Origin of the sequence: Nitrosophilus kaiyonis (genome assembly GCF_027943725.1) — a bacterium.
GTDB lineage: Bacteria > Campylobacterota > Campylobacteria > Campylobacterales > Nitratiruptoraceae > Nitrosophilus_A > Nitrosophilus_A kaiyonis.
Window position 1 is genome coordinate 546,094 of record NZ_AP025696.1, and the last position, 22,339, is coordinate 568,432.

Genomic DNA, 22,339 nt, shown 5'->3' on the forward strand with positions numbered 1-22,339 from the left:
ATTAAATTTATCTAACCTCCATTTTTATATAACCTTTTCCATTACTTGCCCAGTTTTGAACCTTCTTTTTATCATCACTGCTTAGTTTAGCATCTGGATGAAGCCATAGATATTGAGGTAGAGGCATCGCAAGATTTATACTTCTAAATATTTTTTTCTTAAGCTCTTCTTTTTTTGCATTAGGATAACTATCCCAGATAGAAAAATTAAGTGCTTTTCTACCTTCAACAACATCTCTTCTAACAACCCATTTCATTGGAGCAACATCTGCATACCATGGCCAGTTTGTCTCAAAGGAGTGGCAATCATAGCAACTCTTTTTAAAAATTGATTTTAAATCTTTTGAAATTTTAATCTCTTTAGTTTTATCAAAAGTTGGATTTGCTTTTTCATAAGATGGAATAAATTGAAATATTACAAAAATCACAATCAATACCCCTATAAAATATAAAAAACTTTTCATTTATCCCCCTTTTAAGCTTAAATCTAAAATTTTTGCACTTTTATACAACTTTTCATATAAAAACGAGCTTATATTAAACCATTTTTTACAATCTTTAATTATTGCACTATCACAAGTTATTACAATATCTTTTTGGTTTTTTAAAAATCTATCAACTTTATCTATTGCAACAGCCTTTATATTTAAATTCTCTTTTTTTGCTAAATCTTGAATTTTATTTGAGAGTTTTATGCTATTGGATACTTTTTTATCAAAAACAAAAATAGCTTCTTCTGTTTCAAGAACTTTTAAAGCATTAAATAAAAACTTTATTGCTTCATCTGTTTCAAATACAAATCTATAATTTCCGTAAACAGAACTTAAATCTCTATAGCATCCATCATAACATTTTATTATTATAGATTTTGCAAGAGCAGTTTCGGCAGTTATCAATATATTAAATCCATCAATATAAACCTTTTTATTTTTGATAGACCTAACACCTCTTTTATATTTTATTGTAGCAGCTTTATAAAGAGCATCTCTTTGTATCGAGTATAATTGATAATGGTTAGAAACAAAATCTATAACACTATCTTTTTTATATCCTCTTTTTATTAAAAAAATTGCATCATATACACTTTTTTTTAAATTTTCTAAATTTTTAAACAGTTTTGAAGTGTCAAAAGCTCCCCTATGCCTCATTATGTGCCAACTATAAAATTGTTATCAATTTCATTTATCAAAGCAACAACACTTAAAGCCGCAAGATAGCTTGTTTTAGGATTTTTTTCGCTTGGGAGATTATCAATTTTAATACTGCATTTTCCAAATACACCCTCTAATTCTACTTCATGAATATTATGCTCAACTTCAGGGTCAGCCCATATTTCAACATCGGCATTATAGTTTGTAACTATAGAGATAGTAACAGTTACATTAGTCTGCTTTGGAAAACGTTTAATACATTCACTTGCCTTTCCTTTAAAGACAAGCTTTTTTTCATTTTTAAGTCCAAACTCTTTTGGATTTTTTACACTTTTTATAAAAACTTTTTTTGGATTTGTAAATGATAAAACTTTTGCATTATCTACTCCAAAAAGAGCTCCACTTGGAACTCTTATAAATAGATTTTTCTCTTTTGCTTTATCTATAAGGGAGTTTCTAAAATCATCTTCCATTAAAGCACCACTACTTAATATAATAAGATTTTTACCTTTTTCTAAAATTTTATTTGAAAGAGTCTTTACCGCTTCATATGAAGCTGTCTCTAAAACTGTATCAAAGTCTTGTTTTATAAAATCATCAAAGCTCTCATAAGCTTTTGCCCCAAAAGCTTTCTCAAGTTTTTTTGCTTTTTCTAAATGTCTATCATATAATGCAACAACTTCACAATTTAATTTAAAACCACTTATAATTGAGGCAATATTTCCACATCCAATTATTCCTAATTTCAAGATAGCCTCCAATATTACATATTTCTTATATCTATATACTCACCACTTGGATATTCCAATAATTTTTTAAAACTATCTATTAAAAGTTTTGCTGCATCTCTTGGATTTAGCCTTTTTGACTCTTTTAATCTTTTAATTGTTGGATATTTCTCATCATCACCATATTTTAATATATGCTCCATCATAGGTGTTTGAATAAGTCCAGGAGCCAAAGATATAAGATGTGTATTTGGCATCTCATTAGCATATAGCTTTATAAGCATATTTAAAGCGGCTTTGCTTAACGAATAAGCATTCCAGCCTCTTGCACCACTTATGCTTGCACCACTGCTTATTGCAACTATCTGATTAACTGCAACACCTTTTAGAAAATCAAGTATAACTTTGTTTGCATATACATTTAGCTTCATCACATCTTCAATCTCATGTAAACTTGTATCACTCATATCTTTTATCTCACCTAAAATTCCCGCATTTAAAATTGCGATATCAAGTTCACATTCACCTAAAAGATTATTAAGAGCATCTTTTATCTCTTCTGTCGCAAATAGATTTAGTTCATAAAAATATAAATTATCATACTTTTCAAACTCTTTTGGCATATATCTACTTAAAGCATAAACTTTCTCACCAGCTTCCAAGTACTCCTGTGCCAAAGCTTTGCCAAGACCGCTACCAATTCCGGTTATAAAAATTTTCATATTCTCTCCTATGCATCTATTTGAATATTTCTTCTATGATATCTTTGTACAATATCAGGGTCTGGATGGAGTGATACTTTTGCCTCCTCTTTACCCTTATATGGTATCTGATTTAATACATATCGAATCGATTCAAGTCTTGCTAATTTTTTATTATTTGAATTTACTATGATCCATGGGCTATATGAAGTATGAGTTCTTGAGAACATCTCCTCTTTATAGTATGTTATCTTATCCCATAACTCTTGTGCTTTCATATCTACTGGGCTTAATTTCCACTGTTTTAATGGATTTTTCATTCTCTCTTCAAATCTTTTCTTTTGTGTCTCTTTTGATATTGAAAACCAAAATTTAATAAGAATGATTCCATCATCAATTAAAGCATGTTCAATTTCTGGTACCTCTTTCATAAATTTTTCATATTGCTCTCTTGTACAAAATCCATAAACAGGCTCGACTATAGCTCTATTGTACCAGCTTCTATCAAAAAAGGCTATTTCTCCAGGATTTGGAAGATGTTGGAAATACCTTTGAAAATAGAACTGTCCTTTTTCAACTTCAGTAGGTGCTGGAAGTGCAACAACTCTGTATTTTCTTGGATTTAAATGCATTGTAAATCTTTTTATCGATCCACCTTTTCCTGCAGCATCACGCCCTTCAAAAATAATCATAACTCTTTTTTTATTTTCATATACCCAATTTTGAAGTTTTATAAGCTCTATTTGAAGCTTTATTAGTTCATTTTCATATTTTACATATTCAACTGCTTTTTTTAATTTTTTCTTTTTTACCAACTGTCTAAGACCAGTTTTTGTTCTAAGTAGATGAAGCTGCTGTTCAAGGTCTTCTAATTTTTTCTTTAATTCTGGTTCTTGAATTCTCTCTTTTAAAAAATAGAGATCTTCATATAAAGTAATCATTCCTCCCCTTTATTTGGATTATTAAATTTGCAGTATGGAGTCTCTTTAACAATAAAGAGAGTTAGCAAAATTAGAAGCTAACTTTAATATTTTCTTCTCCGCCCTAAATAAATTATATATCTTAAAAAATAAAATTTTGTTAAAAATTTATAGATTTTTTACCTTATCATATAGATTTTTTAAAATATTTTTATAATCTATTTTCCCTTTTTCCACTTCATCCATAATACTTTCTAACTCTTTTGTATAGTTTTCATTCACAAAATAGTAAAATTTTGGATGAGATTTAATCTCTTCATAAACCATTAAACCTTTTTTAGTGGCAAAGAGGGTTCCACCTTTTTGAAAAATATATCTTCTTTGCTGTAGCTTTTCTATTGTAATTGCATATGTTGAAGGTCTTCCAATTCCTTTTTCTTTCATCATTTTAATTATTTGCGCATAGCCGTATCTTGGAGTTTTTGAACGAGAAATAAAACTCTTTTGAACTTCATAAACTCCCTCATTTACATTATTTATTTCAATTGGCCAAATTAAATTTATTCCATCTTTGATAATCTCTTTATAAAAACTAATTTCGCTCTCTTTATTTAAAGCTAAAACTTTAGCATATATTTCTAACACTACTGCCTCTTTCATACAAGAAGCAATAAAATTTCTAAAAATAAGATCATATAGTTTTAAGTGAGCTTGCGAAGGGAATTGGTTTTGCAATCTCATAAACTCTTCAAGCTCCTCTTTATCCATAGCTCGTGTTGGCCTAATAGCTTCATGTGCACCCTCAAAAGACTTGTAACTTCTTGGTTTATAAAACTCTGCACCAAAATGCTCACTAATATACTCTTTTGCTATTGCAAGTCCAGCCGGGCTTACTCTTATTGAATCTGTTCTATGGTAAGTTATAAAACCTGCTTCAAATAGATCTTGAGCAAGTTGCATTGTAAATTGTGGAGAAAAATGAAGTCTTGAAGATGCTTCATATAACATAGCATCAGTAGAAAAAGGGACTCTAAAAAGCTCTTTTTTTTCCTCTTTTAAAAATTTAAGTTCAACTTTTTCCAAATAATTATAAAATTTTTTTGCATCATCTTTAATTTCGAAAATAAATTCTGCTTTCAATCTTTCAAATAGAGCTTCTACAACATATATTTTTTGTTTTACCTCTTTTTCTCTTAATACTATCCACTCAAGAACAGCACTTTGAACTCTTCCTGCACTCAAACTTTTTTGATTAAACTTTTTTTGCAGATACTCTGAAATTTCAAAACCTATCCATCTATCAGCAACACGTCTAACCAATTGTGCTTTTACTCTATTTTCATCTACCTCTCTTGCATTTTTTAAAGCATTATCAAAAGCCCATTTTGTTACTTCATGAAATTCAGTTCTTTTTATATTGAGATTAAATGGGCGGCTATTTAAAAAAAGATCATATGCAATTTTTTCTCCCTCTGTATCCGGATCTGTTGCTATAAAAACTTCACCTACTTCAATATCAAGCTCTCTAATAGCTTCCATAATTTTTAGCTTTGATTCATCTATTGGCTCAAAAACTTCAATAAAACCTGGCTTTGTCAATACACCATGAAATCCATCTTTCAATCCTAAATCAAAAACATGCCCTTTGGATGCTGTGATATTTAAAATTTTATCCTCTTTTGCTATCTCATAAACTTTTAACCCTTTTGCCTCTCTAACTAATGGTTTACCATAAAAGTTAGCAATAGTTTTTGCTTTATTTGGAGATTCAACAATCACAAGAGCTGTTTTAAAAAAATCTTTACTCTCTTTAAAACTCCCCTGCATAGCCTTTTTTATCTTTTGACGATCACTGTCAATATCTTTTAAAATCTTTTCTATATCAACCTCATCAACTTTTTTAAACTTAATATCTTCACTAAACCATTTAACTTTTTTTTGCAAACTTTTAAAAGCTTTTTTACTATCAACTAATAAAAAGCTAAGCCCTTTTGTAAGGCCACCAGCATAAAGCCTACTTGTTCGCCCACTTGCTTGAATATAACCTGTTACATCTGCTGTTATAACTTTAAAATTTTCATTTTTAACTAATGATACATCTGGATTAGCATTTATTTTTTGAATAAAATCTTCACTCAATTTATTATAGATCCAATTGTAAATATTCTCAATTTTTTCTTTTACATTTTGCGAAAGTTTTGAAACTGGAATAAAAGCTACTTTTTTTAAATAGTTTATATTTTCTAAAGCCTCTTCAAAAAATGGCTCACTTTTAAGTGCAGGAATTAGTGCTAATAGGAAAAAATATAAAGAGGTTGGTTTTTGCAAATCAAGGCTAAATTCCAATTTTGGAACTCCAACAAAAATAGCATATCTTACAACATCTGGAAGATCTAAACCTCTTGCCAATGGATTGCGATAACTCGCAAATCCTACTACAACATCTACTTTTTTTTCCCTAAAATCTTCCTCTTTAAACTCTTCATAACTAACAGCTTTTATACCTTTTTGATTGATAAAATTTAAATATCTATTAAGTTCATCTTTTGTTGCATTCGAAGGAAGAAATATAAGACCACCTTTTCCAAAAGCTTTTATTTTATTTATACTTTCATCCCATAAATCTTTTGGCTCTTCATATATATCTTCTATATTTCTTAAAGTAATACTTGGCCTGCTTACTTCAAAACCTAAAAGCTCTTTAAAAAGAAGGATTCTTCTGCTTTTTGGATTTGCAGTTGCACTTGATACTATAAGTATAGAGTCTCTTTTTTGAGCGATTTTTTCAATCTCGGCTCTTTTATTTTCAAACTCTTCCCAATTTATTCTTTTTTTTCTTACTAAAAGGGATTTATATTTTATAAATTCTAAAGTTTTTTGAATATCTTCATTATCAAAACCTAAAAGCAGTAAAATTTTGTCTATATTTCTTGCCGATTTTAAAATAGAATCCACATCATCTACAAAAACAAAATCAAAAACTTTTGGAATAATTTCATAATTTTTATATAAAAAAGGAGTTGTAGTAATTAAAATATCAAACTCACCATTTTCAATACGTTTTTTAACATCATCTTTTTCTTTTTTTGAAGCTCTTGAATTATAAAAAAGAGTCTCTTCATCCATTTGCTCTAAGCGTTTATAAGCTTCTCTTGCAAGAAGAGTAGTTGGAAAAATAAGATAGCTTTTTTTGTTTTTCTTTTTTAAAAAACTTGCAACTAAAAGTCCAAAAGTGGTTTTGCCAATACCAGTAGGGGCCAATAGAGCAAATGATAAATTTAATAAAAGGCGCTTAGCCCACATTAATTGTAGCTCTCTTGGCTCATATCCAATTTTTTCTTTAAAATATTTTTTAAACTCTTCAACCTCTTTTTGAAGTTCGCAAACTTTTAAAAAATCTCCATTTTTGAGCTCATTGCAAGGATCATTTACCTCTTTTGGTAAACATTTTTTACATACTAAGCCCTTTAAAAGCCTCTCACTGCAAATATCGCCCTTACAATTAGGGCACATATTTTTATAAATAAGAGGTATCACTCTTTTCCTTGACTCAATAGAAACTCTTTAATTTCATGAAGTAAATTTGCAGGATTTTTTATAGGATAACTTAAATTTTTTGCAACATCTAAACCATCATATCCTTTTATATCTATACCTTTTAATAGATTTTCCAATTCTTGACTATTCGCAATTGGATAGCTTATACCTTTTGTATGTTTTAAAACTACATATGCCCAAGGAGCTTCACATTTAGCTGCTTTAATAACTTCACCAGCTATTTCATGACAAAATTCAAGCATTGTTTGTGAATCTTGACCCTCTTTTACAAGTTTATATGCAAGTTTAGCAACTCCTCCAGCTGTATGCACTTTCATCTGCTGTTTTTCTTCAGAAGTTAGTTCATCAATATGCTCAATTTTATACATAGCAGCTTCAGGATCTGCTCTTAAAATATTTCTTACAGTATTTCTTGTAAGACCAACGTAATCTGCAATATCATCTTCAGTTTTTAGATATTCCTCTCTTAAAACAATTGCAAAAGATGCTCTTGCAAGACTTGGAAGCCAAGTTAAAGTTCTAAATTCTGCAAGTTTTTTTAATCCACCCAATAGATCAATTGCTTTATAAAAAACTCTCTCAACCAATCTTTCAACACCTTTTTCATCTATATTTAATCCGGCTCCTGTTAATACTATAGCCATTTACGCCTCCTTGTTTTGTGATATTGGTCCCAATATTTTTACAATGCCAGTATCAGTTATTTGCATAAAATGTGTTCTTGTATCATGTCCACTCATTCTACAGCCATCTATTCTAAAAAGTCTCACTATATCACCTATATTTGCTTTATATAATTTTGCAGCATACCCACTAGTTATCAACTCTTTTGCTAAAACCATAGTTCCATCAACTATATGTCCTACTGCAAAACCTCCAGCCGCTTCAGAGCTAAGTTCTTCATGTCCGCTTCTTTTTTGTGAAACAAAAAGTGCTGTTTGATACCATTTTTTCATGAAATTAAAAACTCTTCTTACAATACTTCTTGCCATCATCTCTTTGTTTTCAAAAAGACCTGTTATTGAATCAATAACAGTAAATTTTATCTTATACTCTTTTATTGCAAAAGCTAATGTAGCAAGCAGGTCTGGTATATTTTCTCTAAGAGGAGTATGAGATGCAGCATCAATAACTATAATATTATCTTCAAATTTTTTAAAATCATAGCCCATTGCTAAGGCTCTATATTTTATCGATGCTATTACAAAATTTGCAGGTGTCTCAACAGTTATAAATGCAACTTTGTTCCCTTTTCTTGCTTGCTCAACAGCAAACTGTTCTACCATTAATGATTTCCCAGTATCATTAACACCTGTTAAGTTAAATACACTATATTTAGGAATTCCTCCTAAAGGAACCTTTTTAAGCTCATTTTTTACCTCTTTAACAGTAAAAAAAAGATCATCCAATCCCTCTATTCCAGTTGGAACACCTTCTAACTCTGGAGCCTTTTCTAAAGCTTTGCTACCAACTAAAATTCCCTCTTTTATTACTTGGGGCTCTTTATAATAGTGTTCTTCGCTTTGAGCCATATCTGCTCCTTTAGCATATTTTAAAAGATTATAACAAAATTATGTTTTAAGTAAAGCTACAAAAGTATCATTTTCATTTTTTTCCAAATCCACCTCCACCTGGAGTTTTTATAACAAGCCTATCAAACTTTTTTACTTTAATAGATGCTTTTGATGTTAAATTATAAATTTTTTTATCTCTAATTAATAGATTCTCTCCTTTTTTACCATCTTCTCCACCATCCATTCCATAAGGAGAAAATACTCTTCTCTCAGTTAAAATAGATAAATTTAAAGCTTTTAAAAACTCAAACTCTCTAACTACCCCTTCTCCTCCTTTGTGTTTTCCCTCTCCTCCACTATTTTTTCTTAATTCAAACCTTTTAATTTTTACAGGATAGTTTCTTTCCAAAACTTCAACATCAGTTATTTTTGTATTTGTCATATGGGTATGAACACCATCTGCTCCATCACTATTTTTAGTTGCTCCTGCTCCTCCTGCTATAGTTTCATAATATCCAAAACTATCATCTCCAAAAATGATATTATTCATACACCCTTGACTTGCTCCAGATACCTTAAAAGCTTTAAAAATTACATCTACAACTCTTTGTGATGTAGTAACATTGCCACCTACAATAGCGCTATCAGAAGATGGATTTAAAATCGAATTTTCATCTACCAATATTTTAATTGGTTTTATAATTCCTTCATTTAAAGGAATATCCTCATTTAACATAACTCTAATAGAATAAATTACCGCAGATTTAACAACTGAAAATGGTGTATTTTGATTTGATATAAGCTCATAAGAAGAACCCCTAAAATCAAAAACTGCATTTCCAAAATTATCAATTTCTACTTTTAATTTTATAGCTGCTCCATTATCTAAATAGTCTTGAGCCATAAAAATTTTCTCTTTTAAATTTTTAAAAAAATCTCTAACCTTTTTTTCACTTATCTCTTGAATCTTTTTCATATACCAAAAAACTTTTTCTTCATTTTCTTCAATCAACTCTTTTACACCCTCAATTCCAGCCATATTTGCACTAATTTGAGCTTTTATATCACTTATATTATCTTCAATATTTCTAGCCCCTGCACTTTCAAATATCGCTCTTAATACACTCTCTTTAAACTCTTTATCCTCTACAACCTCAAAAGCTTCAATAATTGCTCCCTCTTCATGTAGGTTTTTTGAAAAAGGTGGCATGCTACCAGGTGTTATCCCTCCAATATCTGCATGGTGCCCTCTACTTGCCACCCAAAATAGAACCTCCCTTTTGTTCGAAGTCCCACTTCGAACAAAAGGGGTTATTACTGTAATATCAGGAAGATGCGAGCCTCCTTCATATGGAACATTTGTTATGAAACTAACATTTTTGCTTCTAAATTTTCCTTCAAACTTTTTTATAATAGATTTCACAACACTGCTCATTGAGCCAAGATGCACCGGTATATGGGGAGCATTTGAGATTAGATTTCCATCTTTATCAAAAATTGCACAAGAAAAATCCAATCTCTCTTTTATATTTGTAGATACTGCAGTCTTTTGTAAAATCTCTCCCATTTTTGTAGCAATAAATTTAAATCTATTGGATAAAAGAGATATCTCAACCTCTTTAATTTTCTCCTTCTCTTTTAAATCTTCAAGCTCAATATGAATATCCCCATAATCATCTATCTTTGCATAACTCTTTTCATCAAGAAGTATGGTTGAGCTTTCTTGAATTATTAAAGCAGGCCCTTCTATTTTCAATTGTGGAGATATCTCTTTATAAACTTTAGCCTTTTGCCATTTACCATTTAAGAAAATCTCTTTCTCTTTGACAGGTTTTACATCTTTTTTTCTTAACTTTTTTCTATTTAAAACTTTGCTTTTTTTAATAAAATCTATCTTTATAGATTCAACTATAACCTCTTTTTTTAGTAAAAATCCAAAAATCTTTTTATGTTTTTCGCAAAAATCATCAAAAAAATTATCTTTATATTCAACCTCTATAATATTTTGTGTTCCTTCATACTTTAATAATAGACTCTTTTTTATCTCATCGGCGCTATCTTTAAAACTGTTAAACTCTTTTTCTAAATCTATCTCTTTTACTCTTTTATCAAAACTTTTCTGATATGTTTTTACAATATCTGCATTTGCTATGCCAATGGCTGATAATATTCCTGAATCTTTATGTATATAAATCTTTTTTATTCCAAGTTTTCTTGCTACTCCAACAGCATGCTGTCCACCTGCTCCTCCAAAAGAGCAAAGAATATGATTTTTTACATCTATCCCTTTTTTAATTGTTATCTCTTTTATAGCATTTGCCATATTTTCATTTGCCACATCTATAAAGCCTTCAGCTATCTCTTCAATGCTTTTATTTATCTTTTTTGATAACTTTTCAAAACCCTCTTTAGCAGCTTTTATATTCAATGGTTCATTTTGATTTTTACCAAATATTTTTGGGAAAAAATCAACTTCAAGTCTTTGAGTTACTAAATTTGCATCAGTAATACTCAAATACCCATTTTTCCCATAGCAAAGTGGCCCTGGATTGCTTCCTGAACTCTCAGGCCCAACAACAAACATCTCATTTTTATAAAAAAGTCTACTTCCTCCACCAGCTGCAACTGTATGAATATCTACACTTGGAACTGCTACCTTAACTCCTGCAATCTCATCATAATATTTTAATTCAACTTTACCATCATATCTACTAACATCTGTACTTGTTCCACCCATATCAAAACCTATTAAAGGAGTGCCTTTATATATGGATTTTAAAGCAACAACACCTCCTGCAGGACCACTTAATAGTGCAACACTTCCTCTAAAATCTTCACTTTTACAAAGATTTCCATCTGATTTCATAAAATACAATTTATTTAAATCACCTTTGAAATTTTTCACTATATTTTTTATGTATCTTTTTAAAACAGGAGTCAAATATGCATCTACTACAGCAGTATCTCCTCTTTCAACGGCCTTTGTTGAAGATGAGACTTCACTTGATATTGATATATTTTCTATTTTATTTTTTATAGCTAACTCTTTAACTCTTTTTTCATGCTTATCAAATCCATATGAATGCAAAAACAAAACTGCTAAAGATTTTATATCTTTAAATTCAATATTTTCATCCAACTCTTTTAAAACTTCAAAATAGCCATCTTCTGGATATACTCTCTCATCTATCTCAACTACTTTTTTATATAAAGGTTTTGGTTTTTTAATATCAAGAACAAAAATATCTTCTCTATTTTGATAACCAATTTTCAGTAAATCTTTAAATCCTTTTGTAATAAAAAGAGTAACATCTTCTCCATTTCTCTCAAGAAGAGCATTTGTTGCAACAGTAGTCCCAAATCTTATCCATTCAAAATCTTCTAAATCTATTAATTCAGGTTTTTTATTAAAAATCTCTTTTAAAATAAGTCTAATTCCCTCACTATTTGAGTCTTCATAATGCTCACTCTCACTTAAAATCTTTTTTACATAAACTTTTCCATTATAGTTTGCATAAATATCAGTAAATGTTCCTCCCCTATCAATTGCAATTTTTAACATAAGCCGCCTTTATGTAGAAACTCTAATTATTGATATTATAATTATACGAACCTAAAAGAAGTATTTATGAAAATAGTAGCAATATTAGTCCGGCTTTTAATAAGAGATTTAAAAATATTATCTAAAAGGAGTTGATATTTTTAGATATGAAAATAGTTTTATGATTTTATTTTTTAGATAATCTGCTTTATTAGTTTTATTATATTTTTTATAAATCTTTAAAGCTCTTTTTTTTAAATCTCTTGGTAGTTTTGGTGGATTTTTTGAGTATTTATACTTTTCAAGCTCTTTTAAAAGCTCTTTTACCTCATCACTATCTTTAAATTTTTGCAATCTTATAGAAAATTCATAAATATCATCTTTTGTATTTAATCTAATCTTTTCTTTTTTTTGCGGTTTTAAAAGATAAAAAATAGTTATGATAAATAATAAACCTAAAAAGATAAAAATCTCGTGATGAAAATTTGGCAAAGGTAAAAGTTCCATCATCTTCCTATAAAAAATCTATTTAGTTTTAAAAAAGTATCATCTATATCAAAAATCTCTAAAAAATCTATACCATTTTTTCTAAAATTTATATAGTTTTTGTCTAAAACTTTTTCAATATTTTTTCCATATGTTTTAAAATCTTTTCCTCTTAAGCTCAAACTTGATTTTTTTAAACTCTCATTATCGACACTTTCAAATTCTAAATCTTTATAAAATCCCTTTTCAATACTATCTCTTGCAACAAAAGCTATAACTTCGTGCTTTTTAGCAAACAGACTTAAATCTATCTCATATAAAAAATCACCCAAAAAAACAATCAAAGATTTTTCTCTTATTTTATAAAAAAGCTCATTTATATCTTTAAAATCTGGCTTTAGTCCTATAATATTTTTATTATCAATATTTTTAGCAAAATCTTCTAAATCAAAAAAATTTTTTATATATTTTAGATTGTTTTTTTCTATAGCAGTTAATTTTTCTCTCTCTTTTAATGCGCTAAATCCAAGAAGCAAAAAAATTTCAACTAATGTCTCAAGCTTTAATCTTTTTGCACCAAAAAATAGTGAACCACTAAGAAGAAAAATAATAACTATGTTTCTAAGTTTTTCCTCTTGATATACCCTAACATATGGCTTTTGCATTTTAGCGCTAATAAGCCAATCTATCTTTCTTGCATCTGAGTTTAAATCATACTCTTTTAACTCATAAAAATCATACCCCTCACCAGCAGTTTTTGCACTAAATATGCCACTACTTTTTGAAAAAATATCTTTTTTTGTTTTTATAATTAATCTATTTATATCCATCTTTCACCTACGGAATTGGAACTTTTGTTAAAATCTCATCTAATATTGTATCTGCATCTTCTCCTTTTGCTCTTGCTTCATATGTTAAAATAACTCTATGTCTTAAAACAGGCTTTGCAATCTCTAAAATATTTTTTGGTGTAACAAAATCTTTTCCCTCAAGATAGGCTTTTGCTTTTGATGCTTTTAATAGATCAATACTTCCCCTTGGGCTACTTCCAAACATTAAACTTTTATGCTCTCTTGTTGCAAAAACTATCTTTAGTATATATCTTTTTAACTCATCATCTATAAAAATACTCTCAACATCTTTTTTTGCTTTTTTAATATCCTCTTTTGTTAAGATCTCAGATGTCTTGTTTGAAAACCCCTCTTCAGCTCTTTTTATAATCTCAAACTCCTCATCAAAATCGTTATATCCAACTTTTACCTTCATCATAAATCTATCAAGCTGCGCTTCTGGAAGATTGTATGTTCCCTCTTGCTCTATTGGATTTTGCGTTGCCATAACTAAAAATGGCTCATCTAACCGATAGCTATATTTATCAATAGTTACCTGCCTTTCTTGCATAGCCTCTAAAAGAGCACTTTGAACTTTAGCAGGAGCCCTATTTATCTCATCAGCAAGCAAAAGATTTGTAAATATTGGACCTTTTCTAATAAAAAACTCATTTTTTGCAGGATTATATATTTGCGCTCCTAAAATATCACTTGGTAAAAGATCAGGCGTAAATTGAACTCTTTTAAAATCAAGCCCTATAATTTGAGATAGAGTCTTAACTGTTGTAGTCTTTGCAAGCCCTGGCATTCCCTCAATTAAAAGATGAGATTCATTAAGCAAAGCTATGATGATAGACTCTACCATCTCCTCTTGACCAACAATAACTTTTCTTATCTCTTTCTTTAAATCCTGATATATCATCTTTTTTCCTTTTTTATCTCTTTAATGATTTTAGCTTTTATTTTTGCAAGATTTATTTTTCTTTTTTGAGAAATTGCTTCATCTAACTCTTTTTTTAAATTTTCTAAAGAGTCTGGATATTTAATCGCCAAAATTGATAAAAGTTCCTTTTCATCTTTTGCTAAAATTATCTCTTCCACTCTTTTTTTTCTATAAAGAAGATACAAAATAACCCCTGTCAAAATTCCAGATATAAAAATAAAAAGATATACTAATAAGCTTTTAAATCTGTCAAAAACTGGAACAATTTTTCTCGGCTCATCAATTTTATCTACAAGATTTTTTGGGGGAATTATCTTTATATCATAACTTTTTGTAGATAATGTTTTATAGTCTTTATAATCAAACTCTTTTAATTTTATAGATGGAATTTTAAAACTACTTTTGCTAATTAGAGCATAATTATAGATATATTTAATACAAGCGCCATTTTTAGAATATGAAATATTTTTTATTGGCTTATCTTTTAATATTTTTACACCTTTTATCTCTTTGAAAATATCATCTATCTTAGGGGCATAGCCGCATCCTTCTAAGGTGAGTGTAAAATAGATTGGCTCATATGAGTTTGCCTCTTTTTTATCTACATCTTCTTTTAAAGAAAAATCTCCATAAAGATCAACACTTTTTACATCTTTTACATCCAATATAGTTGGTGTAACCTCAAATGAATAGATTTTACCCTCAATTGGGTTTGTCTGCTCATACCCCGTTCCTAATATATCTTTTCTAATCTCCTCAACTGGCGCCTTTTTAATTTTTAAAACATAATCAATTTTAACTTTTCCGCTTCTTATAGGAAAAAGCAGATATTCAAAAATATATTCTCCATCTTTAATTTTCTTTTTTAAAAAGACTTTCTCATAGCTACTACTATCTTTTGGCTCAAATTTAACCCAGGTTATCTCTTTATAATCTTTATCAAAATATTTTAGTTTTAGTAAAACTGGCTCTTTTAAAAATGGATTGGTTTTAAATACTTCTATCTCATAACCATATAAAAATGAGATTAATAAAATTATGCTACCAAGGATTTTTTTCATCTATATAGCCTTTATTTATAAGTTCATAAACTTTTGAGCTAATTGGCATTGCTTTTGCTTTTTTTGATAAAGCGGAACCTTTTTCTTTTTTTCCATTTTTTGAAGCCCCGCTTTGCAAAGCGATATTTATATTTGCTCCACCTGCACTTTTTGATTTTTTTGAATTTTTTTTGCTCTCTTTTGAGATATTTTTTTGTTTTGAAAAAGGAAGAAGAAGTTTTTTTTCATTTTTTATAAAAACATACTTTTTTATCTTTTCAAAAGTTTTACTATCTTGATTTAATTGATAAGATTTTACAAAATATTTTAATGCCTCTTCATAGTTTCTAACTTTTTCGTAACATAAAGCGATATTAAAATAGAGTTTTTGCTTAATACTTCTATCCTTTGTTTTAATACTTTTAAAAATATTTAGAGCCTTTTTTATATCACCATCTTTAAAATATGCAACTCCTAAAGCATACTTAGCTTCAAGATAAGAAATATCTTTTAAAAGCTCTTTTGCCTCTTTGAATCTATTTGATTTTATATATTCATAAGATTTTTCTATTTTATATTCATCTATTATAGAAGCTTTTAAAGAGATAGCCAAAAAAATTACCCAAATCTTTTTTATCTTTATCTTTTCAAAAATTGTTGTATAAATATGTATAAATATAAAAAAAGCTACCAATAAAGGTATAAAAAATAGCTCTATCTTTCTTCTTTCTTTATAGCTTTTCTCTTTTGATTTAATATTATCTAAAATATCTATATAGTTTTTCTCATAAAATCCACCAAATCTTTTTGAAAGCTCTATAAAATTCTCATTTAATCTACTAACAACTAATTTTTTGTTTTCATCTTTTAGATATCCATCATTAGTGGGTATTAATGCTCCTGTTTTTGTTGCAACCCCTATGCCAAACACTCTTATATTTTTCTTTTTTAAAATATTTTCTAACTCGTCAACATTTTTAAAATCCCCACCATCAGAGATTACCACTAAATTTTTTTCTCCATTAAACTTTCCAACAAACTCAAAAAGCTTTTTAAAATCTGTTCCCTTTGTTAAAATATTTTTTTGATCAATCGAATTTAAGGCCATAAAGCTTGCCTCTTTATCACTTGTTGGAGGAGAGATTATAAGAGGGTTTGTGGTAAAAATGATAATAGAGTTTTTAAAACTGCTTTTTTTGATTAACTCTTTTGCAATATTTTTTGCAGCTTCCAATCTATTTGGTTTTATATCATTTGCCATCATAGAATTGGAAAAATCTATAGCTATAAAAAGTGGAGTTAGATTTTTATTTTTAAAATAATCTTCATAAATAACAGGTCTTGCCATAGATATAATCACAAAAACCAAAACAATAGGAAGCAAAATATCTTTTGAGCTTTGATTTGTTATAACTATTTTTGGATTAAAAAAGTTCTCAGCTTTTCCTCTTTTTATTAAAAATATAAGTAAAATTGCTGGAAATATCAAAAAAAGTATATATGGATACTCAAAGCTCATATTTTCCTCTTTATATCTATTAACAATAATAGAGCCAAAAAAATCAAAGCATACTCAAAAAGAGCCTTTTTATTTAGATAAACACCAGCTCTTATTGGACTTTTTTCAAGCTTTTGTATCTCATTTATAATCTCTTTTAAATCCTCTTGGTTTTTTGCACTAAAACTTTTTCCTCCACTCTCTTGGGCAATCTTTTTTAAAAGATTTTTGTCAAATTCCTCTCCAATTCCAATAGTATAAATCTTTGCATTAATCTTTTTTGCCTCTTTTAGGGCATCTTTTGGAGAGATATATCCGCTATTGTGATATCCGTCAGTAAATAAAATAATAACCTTTTCTTTTGCACTGCTTTTTTTAAGCAGATCCACACTAACCTTTATCGCTTCACCAATGGCTGTATTGTTTCCAGCAATTGAAATATCAAGATAGTTTAAAATAAATTGTAGTGCTTTAATATCGTATGTAATAGGAGAAGCTGGATAGGCAAAACTACCAAAAACTACAAAACCGACATTATCATCATACCTTGTTTGCAAAAATTTTTTAACAAGCTCTAAAACCAATTCAAATTTACTTTTACCATCCATCTCTGAGCCCATAGAGCCGCTTGCATCAAGAGCTATAACTAAATCTCTGCCCTTTTTTGGATTTTGTAAAATAGAGTCATATGAAAACGGAGAACCAAGAGCTAAAACAGAGGATAAAAAAATTAAAATAGGCAAAAAATTTTTTCTGCCTATTATTTTTTTTGGAAGAAGAGATGTTTTAGAAAAATATATTTTTAACTTCTCTCTTTTGCATCTATAAAAACAGATTAAAAATATTAAAAAAATAAAAAAAATCGGATAATCAAAACTAATATTCAAATATTTCTACTCCATATCAGAAGCCAATTGAAAAATATCACCAAAATCATTCACAAAATTTTTGCATCTATCACAAATTAACTCCCCTCCTTTATAAGCAAAAGGGGTTTTACATTCACTGCAAATTTCGAGCTTATGCTCAACTAGTTTTTTTCCTCTATCAAAAGCATACTCTATTAAATCTATATTTTCTTCATTATCAATCGCTTTTGGCTCACAAATATTGTTACAAATGCCACAACTTATACATTTACCTGCTTGAAACCATATAGTTGTTGAATCATTTGAATAAAAAAGTGCATCAGTTGGACAAAATTTAACACAATCCGAGCAGTTATTGCATAAATCAAAATCAATTTTTTTATTTGATAAAAAGGAGTAGTTTGTGCTTATTCTGCTATTATTTATAGATTCTATCTCTTTTTTAATAGAGTTTTTAAGCAGTATATTTTTTATTGGGATTCTATTTCGCACATTGCTTAAAGATTTTATATCTATCCCCTCACCACTTAACTCTTTAACATTATTAAACATCTTTTTAAAAAGAGCCCTTCTGCCTAAATCTTGTGATATTTTTTTTATCTCTATTTTTTTATCACATTTAGACTCTTTTAAAAATCTATTTGCCTCATCAATTCTGTTTTTTATTGATTCATATATTTTATTTTCTTTATTTAATTCACAATTTTCACAATGAGATAGATCACAACTAACTTTATCTTTTCTCAAAGCTAAAGTTATAAAATTTTGCGTACTAAATATACTCAAACAAGGAGTATCTTTTTTGCAAGAGAGAAAAACTTCACTATCATTTAATGAAACAATATATCCATTTGGATCAAAAAAGTTTACACTCAAAGCCTCACTTGGACAAACTCCAACACAAACTCCACAATTTTTGCAACTTTTTTCATCAAGCTTTAATTTTCCTCTATCAAAAATAAATGCATTTTCTGGACATATATCTATACACTCGCTACAGTTATTATGATAATAATCAGTCCTTAAACATTTTAATCTATCAAACTCAAAAATATCTGTATTTTGTTTATATATATTCATTTCCTCACCCCAAATTCCTAATTCCCAACTTCCAATTCCTCTTTCAATTCTTCATAATCACTAAACAAAAATTCAATTGTAAAATCAGCTAAATCTTTATAAAAAGGGGTTTGAATCAAACTTTTAACTCCTATTAAATATGGTGGTATCCATCTTAATAGATGCTCTTTTAAAAAATCAAATGCTGCTTTTTTTTCGCCTCTATAGTTTAAATTTTGCATAAAACCAAGCTCTATTGATATATGATCAGGAGCAAGAATCTGAGTTTTATTCATATCTATCTCATATCCATGAGTAAAATAAAACTGCATAACTGGATTTTGAAGCCCAACTAATATCTCACCTTTGCTATCTTCTATAAGTGTCTCAACAGGTTGAGAATTTAACAAAAAAGTTGAGCTAAAATCTATATTTAACTCTTCTAAAATCTTTTCATCATCACTACTTAAAAACCACTCTTTACTATCTTCTCCTATCGTTTCAAGAAGCTCAATACTGTTTTTTAAATCTTTAATAGCTTTTAAATCAAGCTCTTTTTCGTAACATCTTGATAAAAATGCATATACAAAAGCTTTTGTTTTATTATCCAAAAATAATCCTTGTTATTGGTATATTAGTATATTGGTATATTAGTAAATTTTTGTCAGAATTTCAATTTAAAATCAATATACCAATATACTAATACACAAATATACAAATCTAAAACCGCTAAATGCGGTTTTAGATTATAAACACCCTTTAAAGAATGACTTTTTAGGAGGTGGTGGGGCTTTAAACTCAATAGCTTTTATAGTTTTTCCATCACTTTCAAGTTCACCAATAATTGTAACTTCATTTCTATTTGCAGCTTTTTCCAAAAGTTCGCTAACTTTTACCTTAGAAGGATCAATTTCATAAAATTTACCTTCATCATGAACAAATAGAACCATCTCCATCTTTTCAGGCTCACCTGGAAGCCATTCTTTATAGCATCCTTCACTTCCACAGTGATAAGTTTCCAATCTACAATCAGCAAATAGATCATTCTCAGCACACCATTTAGTTGTTAAAAAACCTTTTTTCTCAAACTCTCCTTTTCCACTTGCACTAAGGCTCAATGCCAAAGAGAGTCCAAGCAAGGTAGTTAAAAATAGCTTTTTCATTTCTCTACCTCCGCTTTAAGTGTTTGCATATATGCTACTAAATCATCTAAAGACTTCTTATCCATCCAGTCAAATGGAGGCATTACAGAAGTTCTATTTCCTTTATCATCCACACTATACCAAGCAAAATTTGGATGAGAATTTCTATTGTATCCAGGAACTATTACAGCATTTGGATCAACAATTGATTCTCTTATATATCCTGCAGTTGCTTGGCCACCAATATTGCTTAAATCTGGAGCCATATACATAGGAGCCTGTTCAGCACCTCTCCATCTATGACAACTTGCACAATTTGTTAAAGCTAACTCTTTTCCTTTTTTAACATCACCTTTAACTATCTCATTTGTAGCTTTAACTAGATCAGTTCCACCACCATTTGGAAGCTTAACAGCTATCCAACCTGAAAGATGCTTTAGTCCATCTCTATTTAATTTTTCTCCATCCCATATAGCAACTGCTACTGGAAAAGCTCCGCTATTTAAATTAAGATAACTATCTTTAAGCGGCCTTACAACCATTCCACCCCACATTCCACCTTTTTTACCAACATAATGCATATCTGCACTGTATTTAGCTGAGTTATCTTTAATCTCAGTCATACTTCTAAAGCCTTCACTAATGAATGCTCTTTGATAATCTTTTATTGCAAGTTGTTCTACTCTTTTTTCAAACTTTTCTAAATCTTTGCCAAATCTATTGGTATTGTGTGGATTTACTTGATATCCAACAACTCCATTTCCATTTGGTTCATAAACTTTTTCAACAGCTTTTTGAAGATATATAACAACTGGCCTATTTTTACTCCCCATTCCAATATAAGGCAGCTTATTTACATCTTTTGGTTTATTTGCAAATTGTACTGCAAAACCATCCGCATAAATATCGCTTTTATACCCTTTTTGGATATTTTTTGTTTTATCAGGCCATCTAACAATAACCGCTACATTTTTACCATCATAAAGTGCTGCAACTTCTACTTTTTTAGCTTTTGAATTTTTATTTATCTCATTTGCTTTTTTATCATTTAAAGTAACTGTTTTTTGTGGATATACAACTATTTCGCTAAATTTAGCATTTTTCATTATAACTTTGCTTCCACATTTAAGCTTTAAAAGATCAGCATTTACTTTTACTGCTTCAACCACATTACCTGCCAATACTGCCGTTGCAGCCAAACTCAAGGCTGCTAATAATCTACTTACTCTTCTCATGCGTTCACCTTAAATGAAGTGATTTTAGTATATTTGCCAGCTACATATCTCTCATCAACTGGTGCTAAAGGCTTCATGCCTTTTTCACGAGCTACCTGCTGATAATAGTCATTATCCAATCTAAACATATCTTTATGTTGATATGCAATTAATATATCCATAAGTTCAGATTTTCCTGTTTTCTTTCTTTTTTCTCTTTCAGCCTTAATAGTTTTCATTGCATCATGAACTGCCGGACCAAAAAGTTTTTCAAGCTCTTCAACAGGAACTCTATCGCTTCCCTCAATTATTTTTCCATTTTCATCAAATTTAGGAGGAGCTTCAACTGGCGGAACATAATAAACATTTGGTTGTGTTCCATAGTCTGGTCTTAAAGGTAAAGCAACTTTATATTTATGAACAAGTTTATATACTTGACTCTCCTCATCATCTAAAAATCCAACAAATCTAATTCTTCCAACACAGCTTTGAGCACATGCTGGCGGAAGCCCTTGCTCAACTCTTGGGAAACATAAAATACATTTTTCACTTTTTGATATTTTTGGATTAAAATATATCTTTTTATATGGACATCCAGCTATACAGTATCTATATCCTTGACATCTATCAAGATCAACTAAAACTACACCATCTTCTTCTCTTTTAAATATTGCATCTCTTGGACATGCACTAAGGCATCCTGGATTTGTACAGTGGTTACAAATCCTTGGTAAATAGAAAAAGTAGTTATCCATTGGGAAATTTCCAGCACCTTGATCTTCATCCCAATTTGGTCCCCAAGTTGGAGAACTGTCTGGTTTAAATCCAGGCTCTGGAGAATCACTTAGTAGATTTTGTTCAGCCAATGATTCATAATTATAATCCCAAGGTACACCATAATCTGATTCTATACTTGGAATGATTCCAGGTTGCAAATCTCCAGCAGCATCAAAGCCCCCACCAAGTTCCATCCATTTTTTTGGATATCCTTCACCTGGATATGTTTCAACATTGTTCCAATACATATATTCACGACCATTTCTATTGGTCCATTGTGTTTTACAAGCAACTGTACAAGTTTGACAACCTATACATTTGTTAAGGTCCATTACCATCGCTAATTGTCTTTTTGACATGCCAAACTCC

The 22,339-nt window shown here is 29.3% G+C and carries 20 protein-coding genes; all 20 read right to left on the reverse strand.

The window, feature by feature from the left end; genetic code table 11:
* Nucleotides 1-7: 7 nt before the first annotated feature.
* Nucleotides 8-463, reverse strand: coding sequence for a heme-binding domain-containing protein (locus QML81_RS02775; RefSeq protein ID WP_281951672.1), 456 nt, complete (start codon nt 461-463; stop codon nt 8-10).
* Nucleotides 464-1,147, reverse strand: coding sequence for a DUF434 domain-containing protein (locus QML81_RS02780; RefSeq protein ID WP_281951673.1), 684 nt, complete (start codon nt 1,145-1,147; stop codon nt 464-466).
* The gene (gene nadX / locus QML81_RS02785; RefSeq protein ID WP_281951674.1) at nt 1,147-1,899 is read right to left on the reverse strand and encodes an aspartate dehydrogenase; all 753 of its coding nucleotides are present in this window, start codon (nt 1,897-1,899) and stop codon (nt 1,147-1,149) included. Before nadX ends, QML81_RS02780 begins: the two co-directional genes overlap by 1 nt.
* Before the next feature lie 14 nt (nt 1,900-1,913).
* Nucleotides 1,914-2,600 (reverse strand): SDR family NAD(P)-dependent oxidoreductase, encoded by a 687-nt coding sequence (locus QML81_RS02790; protein ID WP_281951675.1) that lies wholly within the window; start codon nt 2,598-2,600, stop codon nt 1,914-1,916.
* 8 nt (nt 2,601-2,608) lie between these two features.
* Nucleotides 2,609-3,520 (reverse strand): polyphosphate kinase 2, encoded by a 912-nt coding sequence (gene ppk2 / locus QML81_RS02795; protein WP_281951676.1) that lies wholly within the window; start codon nt 3,518-3,520, stop codon nt 2,609-2,611.
* A gap of 147 nt (nt 3,521-3,667) precedes the next feature.
* The gene (gene rgy, locus QML81_RS02800) at nt 3,668-7,036 is read right to left on the reverse strand and encodes a reverse gyrase (protein WP_281951677.1); all 3,369 of its coding nucleotides are present in this window, start codon (nt 7,034-7,036) and stop codon (nt 3,668-3,670) included.
* Complete coding sequence (locus QML81_RS02805) at nt 7,033-7,701, reverse strand: bacterio-opsin activator (RefSeq protein ID WP_281951678.1); 669 nt, start codon at nt 7,699-7,701, stop codon at nt 7,033-7,035. Before QML81_RS02805 ends, rgy begins: the two co-directional genes overlap by 4 nt.
* Complete coding sequence (locus QML81_RS02810) at nt 7,702-8,589, reverse strand: KaiC domain-containing protein (protein WP_281951679.1); 888 nt, start codon at nt 8,587-8,589, stop codon at nt 7,702-7,704.
* Between the two features lie 73 nt (nt 8,590-8,662).
* The gene (locus QML81_RS02815) at nt 8,663-12,133 is read right to left on the reverse strand and encodes a hydantoinase B/oxoprolinase family protein (RefSeq protein ID WP_281951680.1); all 3,471 of its coding nucleotides are present in this window, start codon (nt 12,131-12,133) and stop codon (nt 8,663-8,665) included.
* A 117-nt stretch (nt 12,134-12,250) separates the two neighbouring features.
* Entirely contained in the window at nt 12,251-12,619 is a 369-nt protein-coding gene (locus tag QML81_RS02820) for a hypothetical protein (protein WP_281951681.1), read from the reverse strand.
* The gene (locus QML81_RS02825; protein WP_281951682.1) at nt 12,619-13,428 is read right to left on the reverse strand and encodes a DUF58 domain-containing protein; all 810 of its coding nucleotides are present in this window, start codon (nt 13,426-13,428) and stop codon (nt 12,619-12,621) included. The genes QML81_RS02820 and QML81_RS02825 overlap by 1 nt, the downstream gene beginning before the upstream one ends.
* A gap of 7 nt (nt 13,429-13,435) precedes the next feature.
* Nucleotides 13,436-14,350, reverse strand: coding sequence for an AAA family ATPase (locus QML81_RS02830; RefSeq protein WP_281951683.1), 915 nt, complete (start codon nt 14,348-14,350; stop codon nt 13,436-13,438).
* Nucleotides 14,347-15,432, reverse strand: coding sequence for a hypothetical protein (locus QML81_RS02835; protein WP_281951684.1), 1,086 nt, complete (start codon nt 15,430-15,432; stop codon nt 14,347-14,349). The genes QML81_RS02830 and QML81_RS02835 overlap by 4 nt, the downstream gene beginning before the upstream one ends.
* On the reverse strand, nt 15,413-16,930 hold the full coding sequence (locus QML81_RS02840) for a VWA domain-containing protein (protein ID WP_281951685.1): 1,518 nt from the start codon (nt 16,928-16,930) through the stop codon (nt 15,413-15,415). Before QML81_RS02840 ends, QML81_RS02835 begins: the two co-directional genes overlap by 20 nt.
* Nucleotides 16,927-17,796, reverse strand: a complete 870-nt coding sequence (locus QML81_RS02845) for a vWA domain-containing protein (RefSeq protein WP_281951686.1) — start codon at nt 17,794-17,796, stop codon at nt 16,927-16,929. The genes QML81_RS02840 and QML81_RS02845 overlap by 4 nt, the downstream gene beginning before the upstream one ends.
* Nucleotides 17,797-17,802: 6 nt before the next feature.
* Nucleotides 17,803-18,858, reverse strand: a complete 1,056-nt coding sequence (locus tag QML81_RS02850; RefSeq protein ID WP_281951687.1) for a 4Fe-4S dicluster domain-containing protein — start codon at nt 18,856-18,858, stop codon at nt 17,803-17,805.
* Between the two features lie 17 nt (nt 18,859-18,875).
* Entirely contained in the window at nt 18,876-19,448 is a 573-nt protein-coding gene (locus QML81_RS02855) for a TorD/DmsD family molecular chaperone (protein ID WP_281951688.1), read from the reverse strand.
* A gap of 135 nt (nt 19,449-19,583) precedes the next feature.
* The gene (locus QML81_RS02860) at nt 19,584-20,000 is read right to left on the reverse strand and encodes a hypothetical protein (RefSeq protein ID WP_281951689.1); all 417 of its coding nucleotides are present in this window, start codon (nt 19,998-20,000) and stop codon (nt 19,584-19,586) included.
* Nucleotides 19,997-21,214, reverse strand: a complete 1,218-nt coding sequence (locus QML81_RS02865; RefSeq protein ID WP_281951690.1) for an ethylbenzene dehydrogenase-related protein — start codon at nt 21,212-21,214, stop codon at nt 19,997-19,999. The genes QML81_RS02860 and QML81_RS02865 overlap by 4 nt, the downstream gene beginning before the upstream one ends.
* Entirely contained in the window at nt 21,211-22,329 is a 1,119-nt protein-coding gene (locus tag QML81_RS02870; RefSeq protein ID WP_281951691.1) for a 4Fe-4S dicluster domain-containing protein, read from the reverse strand. The genes QML81_RS02865 and QML81_RS02870 overlap by 4 nt, the downstream gene beginning before the upstream one ends.
* Nucleotides 22,330-22,339: the final 10 nt, after the last annotated feature.

Coding starts and splice junctions, on each gene's coding strand:
- QML81_RS02775 (WP_281951672.1), bottom strand. CDS start 463: ATGAAAAGTTTTTTATATTTTATAGGGGTATTGATTGTGATTTTTGTA.
- QML81_RS02780 (WP_281951673.1), bottom strand. CDS start 1,147: ATGAGGCATAGGGGAGCTTTTGACACTTCAAAACTGTTTAAAAATTTA.
- QML81_RS02790 (WP_281951675.1), bottom strand. CDS start 2,600: ATGAAAATTTTTATAACCGGAATTGGTAGCGGTCTTGGCAAAGCTTTG.
- ppk2 (WP_281951676.1), bottom strand. CDS start 3,520: ATGATTACTTTATATGAAGATCTCTATTTTTTAAAAGAGAGAATTCAA.
- QML81_RS02805 (WP_281951678.1), bottom strand. CDS start 7,701: ATGGCTATAGTATTAACAGGAGCCGGATTAAATATAGATGAAAAAGGT.
- QML81_RS02810 (WP_281951679.1), bottom strand. CDS start 8,589: ATGGCTCAAAGCGAAGAACACTATTATAAAGAGCCCCAAGTAATAAAA.
- QML81_RS02815 (WP_281951680.1), bottom strand. CDS start 12,133: ATGTTAAAAATTGCAATTGATAGGGGAGGAACATTTACTGATATTTAT.
- QML81_RS02820 (WP_281951681.1), bottom strand. CDS start 12,619: ATGGAACTTTTACCTTTGCCAAATTTTCATCACGAGATTTTTATCTTT.
- QML81_RS02825 (WP_281951682.1), bottom strand. CDS start 13,428: ATGGATATAAATAGATTAATTATAAAAACAAAAAAAGATATTTTTTCA.
- QML81_RS02830 (WP_281951683.1), bottom strand. CDS start 14,350: ATGATATATCAGGATTTAAAGAAAGAGATAAGAAAAGTTATTGTTGGT.
- QML81_RS02835 (WP_281951684.1), bottom strand. CDS start 15,432: ATGAAAAAAATCCTTGGTAGCATAATTTTATTAATCTCATTTTTATAT.
- QML81_RS02840 (WP_281951685.1), bottom strand. CDS start 16,930: ATGAGCTTTGAGTATCCATATATACTTTTTTTGATATTTCCAGCAATT.
- QML81_RS02850 (WP_281951687.1), bottom strand. CDS start 18,858: ATGAATATATATAAACAAAATACAGATATTTTTGAGTTTGATAGATTA.
- QML81_RS02860 (WP_281951689.1), bottom strand. CDS start 20,000: ATGAAAAAGCTATTTTTAACTACCTTGCTTGGACTCTCTTTGGCATTG.
- QML81_RS02865 (WP_281951690.1), bottom strand. CDS start 21,214: ATGAGAAGAGTAAGTAGATTATTAGCAGCCTTGAGTTTGGCTGCAACG.
- QML81_RS02870 (WP_281951691.1), bottom strand. CDS start 22,329: ATGTCAAAAAGACAATTAGCGATGGTAATGGACCTTAACAAATGTATA.